We start from the raw sequence: 15,851 nt of genomic DNA on the forward strand, positions 1-15,851 counted from the left end.
GATTAATAATTCCGGAATTCTTCCGTGAATACAATCTCGTCATCTTCCGGCGTCAGGATGCGAACTTCTGCCATCCATTTGCCTGGGAACGGAATGAATGGACCCTTCGCCTGATAAGTGGACTTCGTAAAATCCGGAAAAGCGTCGATCTCTTCATCCTTGTAAGGTTCCACCGGAACTTCGATAGCTCCAAGATCCGGCTTATCCAGCGAACGAAGCAATAATTTAACCCGTTTCGGCTCTGTCGCCTCGCCGGATTTCTCCGGCAGCCAGATCTTGACGGTAAACCGGTTCTCGCCGGGAACATTCGGCGTAATCCGCAGCGTAAAGTGCTTATCCGTCCCCATCACATGTTTGGAAAACGGTGTATTCGCAGGAAGCGGACTAATATACGTAAAGATACCAACGACGATAATGATTGCGGCCATCAGGCCAACATCCACTTTAAGCAGCGTACCGGAAGGCAAGTCGCCGCGCCGCACTCGGAATCTCAGGAATGCGCCGGTCACGATGACAAACAACACGAGAACTGTCTTGATCACAAGCAGGATTCCCCATGATGTATAGAACAAATAAGATAAATCCGGCAGGAACAGGAAGGTACTGAGCAGTCCGGTTATCGTGAGCACCACAATGCTAATCCAGGCAACTCGCGAGAATGCTGCGGCGAAGCGTCCGGCATCCTTGCGCTCCTCCAGCCATAGCACCAGCAGGAAGGCCAGACCGCCAGCCCAGATTGCCGACCCGGCCAAATGGACAATATCAAGCAGCAACGCATACCATTTCGGCTCATAGGCAGCGGCATGGCCGTTGAAACCCTCTAGCACAAGCAATGCGGCAGCCCATAGTATTTTGATTATTGCCGAGCCGGATTTCAGCACCAGGAAGCCCAGCAGCGCCAGAACGAGCAGAATCAGCCAGGAAATTCCGACCTCGGTCTTTGTAAACAGCTTGGCCCAATCCGATGTCGGCTGCCCTTCCATCAGCTCACGGGCATGAATGAAGACGTAAAACAGGCTGACAATGAGCAACCCGCGAATCGTCCACAGTCCCCATTTGCCGAACAGTTTGCGATGTACCTCTGTCTTATTTCGCAACATGCCATACCAAAGCATCAGTCCCGTACTGAGCAGCAGCGCGGCATAATACAGCCCTCTGCTGAGATATAGCAGGAGTTCGCTTACGGTGACTTCTGTCGTGGCGCCATGCCCGGAATGTCCCAACTGCTTATGCAGGTCAAAGGCGGATGCATCCCTGGCGTTAGGCGGATTGCCAACGACGAAGATATAGGAGCCGGACACCGGATGACCGTCCGCAGATACGATCGAATAGGACACCGTATATACGCCTTCACCAAGCTTCGGCAGCTCAAGAGAAATTTCTTTGCGATTCTCGGAGACCGTATGCTTGTTCTCCGTTACCGGCTTAGAGGTGGAATCCAAAACCTGAATGCCTCCGATTCCGGTTTCGATCTGTTCATTAAAATGAACTTCGACCTTTGGAGGGCTCTCGTTCATTTGCGTGTTCGGTTCCGGCACCATCGATTCGGCGGTAGCATGTGCGTGAGCCTGCATTGGCGCATATGCCCATGACGCCAGCATCATCAGGATCAACAGGGCCGGCGCAATCCCTCTTTTTAACGTCATGCGATCCCCAGCGATACGGTTATTCCACATGCTTTAACAACACCTTCGCTTTCCTCATTCTATTGTTTACGATCATTAGAAAAAATTTCAAATGTAAAATTATGATCTTTCGATAAGTCTATCAGATAGCAGATTAAAAAACAGCCCGGTCCCTTGCTTAAGTATACTTATTATTTTTTCCTGCGCATCCTGCTTCACAAAGACGTCAAAAAGGTCTTCCCATTTTTTGAATAATTCTTATGATGAGACTTTCTTGACACATACCATATATTGTAGTAATTTTAATTTTATAACCTATATATTGTGTTATCGATCTTTTTATAACGACAGGGAGTGAATTGCCTTGGACATCGTAAAACGCAACGGACAGAAGGAAGAGCTTATTTTTTCCAAGCTGAAAAAGGTCATCGATTTTGCCTGTGACGGGTTTGAAAGCTGTGATCCTCTGGAACTGGAGACGGCGCTGCTGCCTTATTTTCGCAACCATATTACGACCAAGGAAATTCAGCGCACGCTCATTCAAGTTGCCGTCGAGAAAACCAGCGCAGAGCAGCCGAACTGGCAATATGTCGCGGCCAAGCTGCTCGTCTATGATTTGTACAAGGAAGCACAGATTAATCGTAAATACGGTTATTTTGGCTACGGCGATTTTTACTCCCTGATCACTTATTTAACAGACAAAGGCTTTTATGGCCGTTACATTCTGGATCATTACAGCCGAGAGGAAATCCGTGAACTGGGTACTTATATTGTTCCCGAACGCGATTACCTCTTTAATTACATCGGCTTGAAAACGTTAAGCGACCGCTATTTGATCAAGGGCTTCGACGGTGAAATTCTGGAACTGCCGCAGGAGCTGTTCATGGGTGTGGCGATGCATCTTGCGATGAAGGAGCAGGACAAATTGAGCTGGGCGCGCAAATTTTACGATGTGCTCAGCCGTCTCCAGATGACGGTTGCCACCCCGACTCTGGCGAACGCGCGCAAGCCGTTTCATCAGCTCTCAAGCTGTTTTATCGATACGGTCCCGGATAATTTGTGGGGCATCTACAATGTAGACGCGAGCTTCGCCCAGGTGTCCAAATTCGGCGGCGGCATGGGCATCTATGTCGGCAAAGTGCGCAGCCGCGGCTCGGATATTCGGGGGTACAAAGGCGTTGCGGGCGGAGTCGTCCCCTGGATCAAAAACTATAACAATACCGCCGTTGCCGTCGATCAGCTTGGCGTTCGTTCGGGAGCTGTTGCGATCTACCTGGACGTTTGGCATAAGGATATCTTTGATTTTTTGAATCTCAAAACGAATAATGGAGACGACCGGATGAAAGCCCATGATATTTTCCCGGGCGTCTGCATCCCGGACCTGTTCATGCGCAAGGTCGAGGATCGTGACTCATGGTACCTGTTCGATCCCCATGAAGTCCGCTCGCTGATGGGATGGTCTCTTGAGGATGCCTGGGGCGAGGAATGGGAGCGCCGTTATGAGGAATGCGTGAACCATCCTGAACTGTCCAGAGAAGAGGTTCCCGCGATTGAAATTATGAAACGGATACTTGCGAGTGCCTTTGAGACGGGGACGCCGTTTGTATTTTACCGCGATACGGTGAACCGGGCGAATCCGAACAAGCACAAGGGCATTATTTACTGTTCCAACCTCTGTACCGAAATTTGCCAAAATATGAGCGCGACCGAATATGTGTCAACGACGCATGAGAATGGCATCATAACAACGCAGGTAAAAAGCGGCGACTATGTAGTATGCAACCTTTCTTCCCTGAACCTGGGACGCACCCGCAAGAAGGAGGATATTGCCAAGGTAGTCGCATGTCAGATGCGGATGATGGACAATGTTATTGACCTGAACCATTATCCGATCCCCCAAGCGGAAATTACGAACCGCAAATACCGTGCTGTCGGGCTTGGAACAAGCGGCTACCATCAATGGCTGGCGCTGAACCGGATCAATTGGGAAAGCGACGAGCATCTGGAGCAGGCGGATGAGCTCTACGAATGGATTAACTATTGTGCTATTCTGGCATCGATGGAGATCGCTCGCGAGAAAGGCGCCTACCCTGCGTTCGAGGGAAGTGAATGGCAGAGCGGCGCATATTTCGAGCGGCGCGGCTACGACAGCCCACAGTGGCAGACACTGAAGGAAAGCGTTGCCGAGCATGGCGTCCGCAATGCCTGGATGTTTGCGATTGCGCCGACAGCCTCCACCTCGCTGATCGCGGGTTCGACGGCCGGGATTGATCCGATTTTCAATAAATTCTTCATTGAGGAAAAGAAAAATGCCGTCATTCCGCAGACGGCTCCTGATTTGAATGAGGATACGTTCTGGTTTTACAAAGAGGCGCATCATATTGATCAGCACTGGAGCATCAAGGCCGCGGGACGCCGCCAGCGCCATATTGACCAGGCGCAATCTTTTAACCTGTATATTACGCCAGATTATACGGCCAAAGATTTTCTTGAACTGTACATGGAAGCATGGAAACACGGACTGAAGACGGTCTATTACTGTCGCAACCAGAGCCTTGAGGTCGAGGATTGTGTGAGCTGCAGCTCTTAATTTAGAAGGAGGAAGCACGGATGGAACTGAGCCGAAAAAAGCTGTTCAACGAGGATGGAGACAGGGATTGGGGCAAGCGCCGGATGATCGGCGGCAATACGACCAACTTGATCGAGCTCAACAACGTAAAGTACGACTGGGCGACCAAGATGTACAGGACGATGATGAACAATTTCTGGATTCCTGAAGAAATCCCGCTGGCGCAGGACGCCAAGGACTATAAAAATCTGTCTCATTCCGAGCGCAACAGCTATGACAAAATCATCAGTTTCCTGATCTTCCTGGACTCTCTGCAAACCGCCAACCTGCCGAATATCAACGAATATATTACAGCGCCGGAGGTCAATTTGATCCTGACCGTGCATACGTTTCAGGAGGCGGTTCACAGTCAGAGCTACTCCTATATTCTCGACAGTGTCTGCTCTGCGGAAGTGCGTGATCAGATTTACAATCTGTGGCGAGAGGATAAAAATCTGCTGAAGCGCAATCGGTTCATCACCGATCTGTACGAGAATTTCATTGCCGACCCTTCAGCCCAGAACCTGATCAAGACGATTATGGCCAACTATATTTTGGAGGGCATCTACTTTTACAGCGGATTCAGCTTTTTCTACGCGCTCGGGCGTCAGGGCAAAATGCTTGGAACCGTATCGGAAATCAAATATATTCAACGTGACGAGCTGACGCATCTGGCCTTGTTCCAAGGCATCTTCCGCGAGATTCGCAAGGAAAACCCGGAGCTGTTCACACCCGTGCTTATCGAGGAACTGCGCCAGATGATGCGCACGGCGGTCCAGCATGAGATTGCGTGGGGGCAATATATTACGAACAACCAGATTGCCGGCCTGACGAATGAGATTATCGACCAGTATATCAAGTTCCTGTCTAATGAGCGTTTGAAGAAGCTGGGTCTCGACATTCTCTACCCGGAAGTCACCGAGCATCCGATGAAATGGGTCGAGAGCTTCAGCAATATGAACGGCATGAAAACCGACTTCTTCGAGCAAAAGGTTACGAACTACAGCAAGTCATCGAATATGAATTGGGGGGACTTGTAGCGGGCGGAAATGTCCATAAAGCTGGTTCAGCACAGTTGTTTGTCAGGCGCAAACGAGCTTTGCCCCCCTTGAAGGGCAAAAACTGAATATCGCGCAGAAAAAAGCGGCACTCCCTCAGGAATGCCGCTCATTTTATTTATCGACCCAAGAATTAATTCATCATTTTCCTTTGCAACGCAAATTTCAAGGCACTTGCATGGAGTGCGACATTGACCTCATCAATTTTAATGACGGCCTGATTGTTTCAATCCACACACTCACATGGAGTGCGACCGCTTGTCGCGCAGCATCCTTGGGTTCGGGATCTGTTTCAATCCACGCACTCACATAGAGTGCGACGCACTCCTTATTATGAGGGAGTGCTTTTTTTTAAAAGTTTCAATCCACGCACTCACATAGAGTGCGACACGCAAACCAAGTCTGCAGCCTACGAGAGTTATGTTTCAATCCACGCACTCACATAGAGTGCGACAGCGAAAATAGGCATGAAATAGCTATGTAAAGCATAAATTCTCTAGTTTTTCAGTTTAACGATGCCAAAAGAATATTGATAGGCACTTGACTTTTTACAAAACGAAAGTTTTTCGTGTTATTTCGACAAGTTTCGAGGTGCGAAGGAACCGGGAAAATCATGTGCACTTCACATTCGCACCTGAATTGCTCGAAAATTTCTAGGTTAGAATGCCAGACATTTTTTAAACCCCTTAGCAAAAGCATCCAGTATTCTTCTCATCATAAGTGATACGTTCCAATAATTCAATATGAACTATTCAATGAATAACCAAATAAAATTCCAGCACAACTATGCAAGTGGATTGCGTTATTAATCCCTAAATCCCCATAACGTCTGCCCGACCTTGCAAATCAAACCGTAGAGCATTATGATAAGAGTATCATCTCGTTTAGTATCAGGTACTAATATCTTGTAATAAATTTCTGACCTCTAGTGTCTGGTACAGAGACAATTAAAGCAGCAGATTTACTATCGGAGGTTTATCAAGTATGACAACTACTGGAATGCCAGGATTAATGAGCGGAAAAAATATCGTCGTTACAGGAATTGCGAATTCTCGCAGCATTGCTTGGGGCATTGCCAAATCATTGCATGAAGCAGGAGCCAATCTGATTTTCACGTACCGGAAGGAACGCTCCTTCCAAAAACTGACCCAACTGCTGGATGAGAACGGCGTAAAGCCGCTGCTGTGCGTCGCATGTGATGTTTCAAGTGACGAGAGCATCGCGGCTGCATTTGCAGAAATCAAAGAGAAGGTCGGCGTCATTCATGGACTGGCCCATTCTGTCGCGTTTGCGGAAAAGGATGACCTGCAAGGGGAATTCGTTGCTACGACAAGAGAGGGCTTCCAACTGGCGCATGATGTCAGCGCCTACTCTCTGGTCGCTATGGCAAGAGAAGCGCGGGGGGTGATGACTGAGGGCGGCAGCATTGTAACCCAATCCTACCTGGGCGCTGAACGGATGGTGCGCAACTATAATGTGATGGGCGTCGCCAAAGCATCTCTTGAAGCAAGCGTCCGTTATTTGGCTGAAGATTTGGGCAAGGAGCAAATTCGCGTCAATGCGATTTCTGCCGGACCGATCCGCACGCTCTCTGCCAAAGGCGGGGTTGCCGGATTTAATGACATTATTACAGCAATGGAGGAAAAGGCCCCACTGCGCCGCAACGTCGACCAGGATGAGGTTGGCGATGCCACCTTGTTCCTGCTCAGCCGCCTGTCCAGAGGCGTCACTGGCGAGGTCATTCACGTAGACTCCGGTTTCCACATTGTGGGTTATTAAAACAGAAATGGTGCTGTGCCCCTGCGATCACGCGAGTCAGCACCATTTGTTTATGTGTAGATTCGTATTCAGCGTGATCCTGACGGAAGCCAAAACGCTCGAAGCAGCCGGAATCGGCATGATTGGAGCTATTTTTGCTATTCTGATAACATCCACTGGGAGTAGACAAAATGATGAATTTGTCTATCAAATGGTGGACAGCCACCTATAGTAAGCCTTCAAATTCTCATTACAAGATATAGCATTATCTCATAATCGGCCCTCTATATATAGGTATATCAACCTAAGAGCACTTCGACAACTTATCCGTATGCGGTGTCCACCATTTGACAGACAAAACGGGCCAATTGCCCTTCCACAGAGGACATCCAGGCCTGTTTTCAGTTTAATCCGCTCAAATCGTTCAGTTTTATCCTAATGCCAATTGCACTTTATTCTTCTGTGAGCCTTGCGTCTGTATCCACTCAGCAAACTCCAAAGCCGGAATAGGCTCGGAAAAGTAGAAGCCCTGCGCCTCTTCGCAATGCTGCTCTTTTAAAAACTCCAGCTGATCCATCGTTTCTACCCCTTCAGCGGTAATTCGCAGCTTCAAATGCTTGGCCATGGCCGCAATCGTCGAGACAATTGCCGCATCATTGTTGTCATGGAGGATATCGCTGACAAAGGAGCGGTCAATTTTCAGCTTGTCGATGGGAAGCTTTTTCAAATAAACCAAGGAGCTATACCCGGTTCCGAAATCATCCACACTGATGCGTACGCCCAATGCCTTGAGCTTATTTAGCGTCTCTACGGCATAATCGACTTCCGTCGTCAAACTTTCGGTAATTTCCAACTCCAAATACTTGGCTTCCAGCCCCGTCTCCATCAGTATTGCTCGCACCCGCTCGACGAGCTGATACTGCTTGAACTGACGCATCGATAAGTTGACAGAGACAATAATCGGCGGTATGCCCTCGTCTTGCCACTGGCGATTTTGACGGCAAGCTTCGCTCAGCACCCACTCCCCCAGAGGAAGAATAAAGCCGGTCTCTTCGGACAATGGAATAAATTCGCCAGGCGGAATCATTCCGCGCTCCGGGTAATTCCATCTGACAAGCGCCTCTACTCCGACCACTCTGCCCGTCTCTAATTCAACAAGCGGCTGGTACATCAGCACAAATTGCCGTTGCTCCAATGCTTTGCGCAGGTCATTTTCAAGTCGCAGCCGCTCCCCCGCCCGCTCATTCATCTGCGGCGCGAACAGCTTGAAATCATTTCGCTGCGCCTTGGCGCTGTACATCGCCACATCCGCATTTTTAACCAGTACGTCCACACTGTCCCCATTATCCGGGTAAAAGGAGATGCCCAGGCTGATTGTAATGTGATATTCAGCATCTTGGAGCATAATTGGCGAATGGAACAAGCGCATAACTGCCTCTGCGGTCGCCGTCGCCTCCTCCGTCGTTCGCAAATAGGGCAGAATAATCGTGAATTCATCGCCGCCCATGCGGAATACGCATTCGGGATACGGAACAATGCTTTGGAGTCGGCCTGCAACCGCTACAAGAATCTCGTCGCCTACAGAATGGCCAAGCGTATCATTAATCGTCTTGAAGCGGTCAATGTCGAGCAAAATAACCGCCATTTTTTTACCGCTGCTCCTGGCCCGGGTAAGTTCCGAGTCGAGACGCTCCCTGAGCAGCCTGCGGTTAGATAGTCCGGTCAGCTCATCGTGATAAGCGAGGAAATTGATGCGTTCTTCGGCCTGTTTTTGCTGTCGGTGCGGCTCCTCAATTGTCACGTAGTAAATTCCCCTGAGCAAGTAATAGTAACCGACCAGATTATACAGATAACCCACAATCATATCGGTATCCCAGGCGGTGCGCGAAATCATCAGTGCAATATTGGCAAAAAACAAGAAGATGAGGGACTGGATAATCAGAAGCAGCGCCTGCGGACGTGCCTCGCGATGCCGATACATGACCATAATAATAGACATTGTGAGCAGCCCCAAAGTAAGCATCCTCATCGCATTATGAATCATGTCATAAGCGTTGCTTTCCATAAATTCCGGAAACTCGTGCATCACAAATCGGACGGACGCACATAACAGCGCTCCCCCGACAAGAGCAAGCGTAAATGGAACGCCTCGTGCAGAAGCCCGTACCTGTCTGTCATCCCGGGTAAAAATAATGAAAATGCCAAGCGCCATCACAAGTTGTCCCACACTGCTGATTACGCCGTAGTTGTAGGTATTGCCTGCATCCCTATAAAGAAAGGACATTCCCCATAAGGAAAGCATGTCGGCAAGCTCCAGCAGGCCTATTACGATAAATAATGCCGCAGAAAGCAGGCGCTGTCTGGTCAACGTCTGTACGAAAAAGACCGCTCCCAGAAAAACAATGGAAAAGCACATCGCAAAGCTGAAAAATTTGATGATCGTCTGAAAGGGCAAATAATCCTGAAATTCAAATACGGCATAGATTGAATCACGAAGCAACAGCATGATGGCAAAGCTCAACCCTGCTGCAATTGCAACGCCAATTGTTTTGAGTTCCGCCCTTTTTATTGTCATGCATTCCTCCCTGGCGCGGCAACGCTAACCCCTGATGACCGCAGCCCTTCATTCAGCATCGCTGCAAATGAAGCCGCATGGATGCCATCACCATGGAGACATATGGTATCGGCATGGATTGGAACACCTGCGCCTTCCGGCGTGAATACCCGTTCTTCACACACAATGGACAAGGCCTGCTCAAGTGCAAACTGAGCGTCGCCAATAAGCGCATCGGAGCTTGTCCTCGGTGTCAGACTGCCGTCTTGCTGATACGTGCGGTCAGCAAATGCTTCTGCGGCGACAGGGAGACCGGCTGCGGATGCAAGTTCCAGAAGCAGGCTTCCTGATTGGGCAAACAGAATAAGCCGGGGGTTCAAATTCAGCAGCGCCTGAATGACGGCCTCTGCAAGCTCCGGCTGATTGCCCGCCATATGATAGAGTGCTCCGTGCGGCTTCACATGGGAAAGTTCTCCCCCGGCAGCTTGGACAAAGGCATTTAACGCTCCAATCTGATAGAGCAGATAATCATAAATTTCCCGGGCCGTGACCTGTATAGCGCGGCGACCGAAGCCCAAACGGTCGGGGAATCCCGGGTGCGCCCCTATCGCTACGTCAGCGGCAAGGCACTTGGCAACCATGTCCCGCATCGAATGGGGATCGCCGGCATGAAAGCCGCAGGCAATATTAGCGGAGGATATATATGGAAGCAGCAATTCGTCTTGCCCAAAGGAGTAGGGTCCGAAGCCTTCCCCCAAATCACAATTCAGATCTATTTTTTTCAAGTAGAAGACCCCTTTAATCGAAATTTAAGAGATGCTTGAGCTGTACAACTTACTGAAACACTGAAATCACTGTTGCAAGCCGATATCCCGCTATGGATGTTTTTACAATCCGCTCATAGCAGCTTTAATGCCCGCCGCGAGTTGAGCCAGCTCCTGCTCGCGTGCAAGATCGAGTTGTTGTGCTTCAGCCAGGTCAATCGGCTGAAAGCGTATGGTTGCGCCCGGCCGCGCCTGGGCAAGCAGCGGCAGGTCGACGTGAGCGACCTGCGCAATCTTGGGGTAGCCGCCGGTGGTCTGGCAATCGGCGGCTAGCACAATCGGGCTGCCGCCCGGCGGTACCTGTACGGTGCCGGGCGCAACCCCGTGCGACAACAGCTCCGCACGGGTGGTTCGCTCCAGCATAGGCCCGCTCAGGCGCAGGCCCATGCGATCCGACGCGGGAGCCACACGGAACGGCTCCCGGTACAAGGCGGTGCGGGCAGCTTCGCTGAATTGCCCGCTTTCCGCCCCCGGCATCGCGCGCAGCACGATGCCGTCCGCGCCTGCGCCGCCGTAAGCGCGCGGCGGCGCAAACCAGCGGGGCGCCGCCATAGCTATCGCTTGGCGGCGGCCCTCCGCAAGGACGCGCTGGCGCAGCCGCGCCTCCAGCGCGACCGCGGGCGGCGCTCCATCCCCTGCTGCCATGCAGGGGATCGCGTCGCCTGCGGCGAGCGGGCGGCCGCTCAGGCCGCCAATACGGACGCGCACATCTGTGCCGCGCCCGCCGAGCTGCGGCGGCACATGGATGCCGCCCGCCACCGCAAGGTACGCGCGGCATCCCGCCGCCGCGCGCCCCAGCGTGAACACCGTGCCGGCCGCAAGCCATACCGGCCGCCACATGGGCAGCTCCATACCGCCGACAATTCGTGGCTCCATGTCTGCCCCCGTTAGCGCAATGAGCATATCCTGCTCTGCGCGGAGCACAGGTCCTGACAGGGTTAGCTCCAGACCCGCAGCCTGCGGTTCATTGCCTGTCAGCAAATTCGCTACGCATAGCGCATAACTGTCCATTGCTCCGCCTGCCCCTAGACCCGCGTGACGCAGTCCCGGACGTCCCATATCCTGAATGGTGGTATAGAACCCCGGTTCAAGCACGGTCAGACTCACACTATCCACTTCCCTTCACGATCCAGCTCATGCTCCCTTACCGCTACAAACTTCACCCGGTCTCCAGCTCGCAGCAAAGCAGGCTCTTCCTTAGTCTTATCGAACAAGCGCACTGAGGTACGCCCGATAATTTGCCAGCCGCCCGGGACACTGACCGGATAAATGCCTGTCTGCCGTGCCGCAACCGCTATCGAGCCGGCAGCCACACTTTTGCGCGGCTCGGCTCTTCGAGGCTGTGCCAGTCTCTCCGGCAAACCTGTCAGGTAAGGGAACCCCGGCATAAAACCAAGCATTGCTACGGTATACTCGGCTTCGGCGTGCAAGGCGGCATATGCTTCCGCGCTAACTCCCGACCGGGCAGCCGCTTCTTCAAGATCTGGCCCAAAGTTGCCGCCGTAGCATACAGGTATATGCACAAGGCGGGATGCCGTCTCATCGGCTTCCCCTTCCGACATCTTCAGCAGCCCTTCGATTCTATCCAAGGCGATTTTATAGGGAAGCTTGTTCTCCTCTCGAAGAGCCATCCCTCTATCATTTTCTCTTTCTTCCTTCATTAATTGGAAAGGATTATAGTACAGTGTCACGGTTTCGTAAGCAGGCACAATATCTTCCAGCCAGGATGGACTGGAGCTTCGCAATCGGTGGGCAATTCGCGCAAGCATCTGCCAAGTCTGCTTGTTGCCTGTCGCAACCGCAAGTACGATTGCCCGGTCTCCCAGCGGAAACACTCGCAATGTCTCACCCTCTATGTTAAAAGCATACTCCACATGCATCATGCCCCGCCTCCTCCGTTTCATCCAACAATGAGCGTTAATAATCTTTGTTGCTTCCAAAAGTGAAACTCCGTGACATGGAATGAGGTTACACTATTTTTCTCGTCTACCCTTTAGTTTGTATGAAACATCCTATTTTTGTCCAGATAAAAACAGCCAAACACCTTGCGCTTTGAACTTTGCACAGGTATTTGGCTGTTTTTTTGCAATCTAACGCTAAACGTGAACGACCTTGCCGTCCTGCGACAGGCAAAGCATCGTTTCGCCTATTGCTGCTGCGTGTATCGGAGAATGACTTCCACAAGCAGCTCATTGAGCAGCTTCACATCATATTGGCCGACGTCGGGCTTGATATGCTCATTGCCGATTCCACTGTCATCTGTTAAAAAGATATAGCTCCCTCCGGTCGTCACAGCCAGCGTGCGAAGCAAATATTCGGTATCCTTGTTGATGCCGCTGGAGGCAACCGGAATAATTCGGACGCCCATCCGGGCAGCCTCCTGGGTAAGCTCCCGCATCCGGGTCAGAGACTGCTTATCGTCATGGGGCGGTGCGTCCAGAACAAGGAATAGCAGGCGCGCTCGGGCATTTTCGCTCCATTCATGCTCATACAAGGCATTGCGAAGCGCCTCATCGACCGCTTCCGGATAGTCTCCGCCCCCTTGCGCCGTCTGGGCAGCCAACTGCCGAATGACCTCATCGACATCCTTCGTGAACGGAAATGATCTGACCAAGTATTCATCATAATGATCGCGGTAAAAGTTGGCCGAAATTCGCATCGTCAGCTTGTCTTTACTGCGCTCCACGGCCTGTGTGACTACATCTTTCAACTCCGCAGTCAGATATTGCAACTCATCTCCCATCGATCCTGTCGTGTCGACAACCAGCATGACATCCACCAGCTCGGAAATGTCCGGCTGGGAACCAATATCTATTTTCAAAGGCTCGGATTCCGAGAAATTGACATGCTCAACATGGGCTACTATTTGCCCGCCTGAACGCACTTCAATTTGATAATCTCCTTTTGATTTGCGCCACTTGGGCGCATCAAACAGAAGCGGATATGCATATGCTTTCCCTTGCATATCCGTCCTCGCCTCCCATACCGTCTCCCCGTTCTTATTCTTGACCGTTAGCCAAACATCCGGCACAGAGCGCCGGCCGGCCGTCACTTCGACCACAATGCGCTGAAGAGGGTACATCCCCCACAATTGGATGGCTTCCGAACCGTCATGTCCATTCAATTGGTTCAGCCAATCCCCCCATTTAAGCGCGTCATCCCATTCTCCTGCGGTTAGCTGGCCCGCTTTGGGTTCAGGTCCGGCCTGACCTCCTGTAACTTTGTTCGACTGTTTTAACTCTTTTTTCTCAACAGGCTCTGAAGACCTATTTGATAATGCCTCCGATGCTGACGTAATAGAATGATTAGCAGAGGCATTATCTCCCGCTTTTGGGGAGGGCGCAGTGGAAATCGAATTCGAACTCGAAGAGCACCCTGTTACTACCAGTATAAACATAACGAAAACCATCAGCCGGGAAGCCACACTCCTTTTCATTGAACCATCCCCTTATTTATGTTTTATTTCCAGACGCCTCCATTTCCGAATAAGTTGCAAATCAGGATGGCTCCCTTTAAAATTTTAAGCAGGCACTCTAGAGCAGACGATACTGCAAGGAAGGTAGGTTGCATATGGAGCAATACGAATTGATTGAACTGGGGATTGAACAAAACGGACGCAAGGAAAAGCTGGAATTTGCCTCTGCGAAACTGGTCATTGTAACAGAGATGGGTTCACGGCTTTGGTATATTGATGTTGACGGCATTGCACAACATCAGCTATTGGCTGATTTTAGTACAAGCGAGGATATCGGCGTTACGCTTGACGGTATTACCGTAGGGGGCAAATCGTTTTCGGGGTATGGCTTTTTTCATCCCAATCCGCAGCACCAGGCCGCGGCCATCCGGGGAAACGGGGAAATTAGCGGGTTTTAGAACAACTTATTTAGAACAACTCATCATCGAAAAAAGCAACTATTTGGCTAGTCGGCTGCATGTTCATGCGCGCTGACTGGCTTTTTCTTTACCGTATCCGAAATATTAGGTCATATTTGTACGAGGGAGGTGTAAGCAATCAAGCTCCAAGCCACGTCTGTCGTTCCAAAGTCACCTTTGGTACATCCGACCTGTTTTATAGCTACTGGCTTGTTTTAACCGGTTCAAACAAGGAGGCTGCCTTCCAGGTATCCCCGCCATCTTCCGTGATGTACAGTAAAGTGGGATTGTCATGATCGGATATTGCCCACCAACCGTAGTTGGCGTCCGCAAAGCCAAGCTGCTGAGGTCCGACTCCCGTTAAAGACTGTTTGCTGTTGTGCCAGGTTTTTCCTCCATCATGGGTCCAGCCGATTGTGTTCGGGTTGTCGCAAGCATGACATACTCCGCTCATATAAGCAGTTTGCTTATCCACTACATAGAGCAGTCCAGGTCCTGAGCCTTCATTCCTTGAGCCACTTGGATCATCTGCTGGGATTCCCGGCGCTGGTCCGGCTCCAGCGGTTGAATTGTTAATGACTGTCGTCCATGTTTTCCCGCCGTCGCTTGAATGGAATAAGGAATATGACGTTTGGGTCATTCCGGAATCGCCGACAAGTTCAATCCAAACGTCCTCTTTGCCCCCTGAACGAATGACCGTCCCCGTAAGTTCAGCTACAAGATCGCGCGACAACATTTCTTTCCACGTTTTTCCTCCGTCTACTGTGCGCATGACGTTTATTTTGCCATTGCCATTCGTTACCGCCCAGCCATAACTGGAATTATTAAAATACGCATCCCCTGCAATGCCGTCAGGCACCGGCAACGAGGACCAGGTTGCACCGCCGTCAGTTGTATGCGCCCGGCCGCTCAAGCCTTCCTGCTCCGTAACAAAATGCAAAAACCCGTCGTTCGGTACCTCACCAGCCGCTCTCCAGTTGGAACCTCCATCTGCTGTATGCAGCAACTCCAGCGATCCTCCGGTCATTTGGCCATTCGTACGAATGGTCGCCCAAGCCTGCCGGTCATTGAGCGCAAACAACTGGTTGACCGTTCCCTCCCCTTCATGCTGGATCTTCCAGTCCTTTCCACGGTTATCTGTTCGTGCGATCCAGCCGTCACCGCCAATCCATCCCTTATTTCTATCTGCAAGCCTGAGCGCAGTGATCTCACCTGAAGGCTGATGTCCGTCATCAGCAATCTGCGCTATACGACCCGGATCAACTGCAGAATTCCCGTCACTGGAAGCATTTGCTCCGTCAGCATCTGTTCTTGCCCCATTACCCGCACCCGTTGTATCGCCATCCGCTTGATAGTCCGGGGACAGTATTTCCCCCCGATTCTGGCATCCGGCCAGTATAAGCAATACCGCAGCGAAAAGCAGCAGCCATCTTAACTTGATCTTCATGACGCATGCCCCTTTCTTCTTACGATCCTGTTGTCCGTTCATGCAATACCGACTGTTAGGCCCCCGCTTTTACTAATTACGGGCAGGCTCTTATCCACCTTTTT

At 51.0% G+C, this 15,851-nt stretch carries 11 protein-coding genes; 4 read left to right on the plus strand and 7 right to left on the minus strand.

What is annotated here, in order from left to right:
- Positions 1-2: 2 nt before the first annotated feature.
- Positions 3-1,676 carry a copper resistance CopC/CopD family protein gene (locus tag JFN88_RS22065; protein WP_233168287.1) on the minus strand — a complete coding sequence of 558 codons (1,674 nt, stop codon included), beginning with the start codon at positions 1,674-1,676 and terminating at the stop codon, positions 3-5.
- A gap of 313 nt (positions 1,677-1,989) precedes the next feature.
- Between JFN88_RS22065 and JFN88_RS22070 the strand changes: the two genes are divergently transcribed.
- The 3 genes from JFN88_RS22070 to fabI all read left to right on the plus strand — a co-directional run bounded on the left by JFN88_RS22070 (position 1,990) and on the right by fabI (position 7,070).
- Entirely contained in the window at positions 1,990-4,215 is a 2,226-nt protein-coding gene (locus JFN88_RS22070) for a ribonucleoside-diphosphate reductase subunit alpha (RefSeq protein WP_199021502.1), read from the plus strand.
- Between the two features lie 20 nt (positions 4,216-4,235).
- Positions 4,236-5,273 (plus strand): ribonucleotide-diphosphate reductase subunit beta, encoded by a 1,038-nt coding sequence (locus JFN88_RS22075; RefSeq protein ID WP_199021503.1) that lies wholly within the window; start codon positions 4,236-4,238, stop codon positions 5,271-5,273.
- Positions 5,274-6,290: 1,017 nt separating this feature from the next.
- Entirely contained in the window at positions 6,291-7,070 is a 780-nt protein-coding gene (gene fabI, locus JFN88_RS22080) for an enoyl-ACP reductase FabI (protein WP_199021571.1), read from the plus strand.
- Positions 7,071-7,479: 409 nt separating this feature from the next.
- Here the strand turns inward: fabI and JFN88_RS22085 are convergent, their stop codons facing one another.
- The 5 genes from JFN88_RS22085 to JFN88_RS22105 all read right to left on the minus strand — a co-directional run bounded on the left by JFN88_RS22085 (position 7,480) and on the right by JFN88_RS22105 (position 13,863).
- Positions 7,480-9,624, minus strand: a complete 2,145-nt coding sequence (locus tag JFN88_RS22085) for a putative bifunctional diguanylate cyclase/phosphodiesterase (protein WP_199021504.1) — start codon at positions 9,622-9,624, stop codon at positions 7,480-7,482.
- Positions 9,621-10,388, minus strand: a complete 768-nt coding sequence (locus JFN88_RS22090; RefSeq protein ID WP_199021505.1) for a LamB/YcsF family protein — start codon at positions 10,386-10,388, stop codon at positions 9,621-9,623. The genes JFN88_RS22085 and JFN88_RS22090 overlap by 4 nt, the downstream gene beginning before the upstream one ends.
- A gap of 102 nt (positions 10,389-10,490) precedes the next feature.
- Entirely contained in the window at positions 10,491-11,543 is a 1,053-nt protein-coding gene (locus JFN88_RS22095; protein ID WP_332908533.1) for a 5-oxoprolinase subunit C family protein, read from the minus strand.
- Positions 11,531-12,310: a 5-oxoprolinase subunit PxpB gene (pxpB, locus tag JFN88_RS22100; protein WP_199021507.1), complete on the minus strand. Its 780-nt coding sequence runs from the start codon at positions 12,308-12,310 to the stop codon at positions 11,531-11,533. The genes JFN88_RS22095 and pxpB overlap by 13 nt, the downstream gene beginning before the upstream one ends.
- A gap of 263 nt (positions 12,311-12,573) precedes the next feature.
- On the minus strand, positions 12,574-13,863 hold the full coding sequence (locus JFN88_RS22105; protein WP_199021508.1) for a VWA domain-containing protein: 1,290 nt from the start codon (positions 13,861-13,863) through the stop codon (positions 12,574-12,576).
- Between the two features lie 134 nt (positions 13,864-13,997).
- Here JFN88_RS22105 and JFN88_RS22110 point away from each other — a divergent pair, with 134 nt between their 5' ends.
- Positions 13,998-14,300 carry a hypothetical protein gene (locus JFN88_RS22110; RefSeq protein ID WP_199021509.1) on the plus strand — a complete coding sequence of 101 codons (303 nt, stop codon included), beginning with the start codon at positions 13,998-14,000 and terminating at the stop codon, positions 14,298-14,300.
- A gap of 202 nt (positions 14,301-14,502) precedes the next feature.
- Here JFN88_RS22110 and JFN88_RS22115 read toward each other — a convergent pair whose 3' ends face one another.
- On the minus strand, positions 14,503-15,747 hold the full coding sequence (locus JFN88_RS22115) for a WD40/YVTN/BNR-like repeat-containing protein (RefSeq protein WP_199021510.1): 1,245 nt from the start codon (positions 15,745-15,747) through the stop codon (positions 14,503-14,505).
- Positions 15,748-15,851: the final 104 nt, after the last annotated feature.

Origin of the sequence: Paenibacillus roseus (genome assembly GCF_016424485.1) — a bacterium.
GTDB classification, from domain to species: Bacteria; Bacillota; Bacilli; order Paenibacillales; family Paenibacillaceae; genus Paenibacillus_D; species Paenibacillus_D roseus.

Coding starts and splice junctions, on each gene's coding strand:
- pxpB (WP_199021507.1), bottom strand. CDS start 12,310: ATGATGCATGTGGAGTATGCTTTTAACATAGAGGGTGAGACATTGCGA.
- JFN88_RS22115 (WP_199021510.1), bottom strand. CDS start 15,747: ATGAAGATCAAGTTAAGATGGCTGCTGCTTTTCGCTGCGGTATTGCTT.
- JFN88_RS22065 (WP_233168287.1), bottom strand. CDS start 1,676: ATGTGGAATAACCGTATCGCTGGGGATCGCATGACGTTAAAAAGAGGG.
- fabI (WP_199021571.1), top strand. CDS start 6,291: ATGCCAGGATTAATGAGCGGAAAAAATATCGTCGTTACAGGAATTGCG.
- JFN88_RS22075 (WP_199021503.1), top strand. CDS start 4,236: ATGGAACTGAGCCGAAAAAAGCTGTTCAACGAGGATGGAGACAGGGAT.
- JFN88_RS22085 (WP_199021504.1), bottom strand. CDS start 9,624: ATGACAATAAAAAGGGCGGAACTCAAAACAATTGGCGTTGCAATTGCA.
- JFN88_RS22105 (WP_199021508.1), bottom strand. CDS start 13,863: ATGAAAAGGAGTGTGGCTTCCCGGCTGATGGTTTTCGTTATGTTTATA.
- JFN88_RS22110 (WP_199021509.1), top strand. CDS start 13,998: ATGGAGCAATACGAATTGATTGAACTGGGGATTGAACAAAACGGACGC.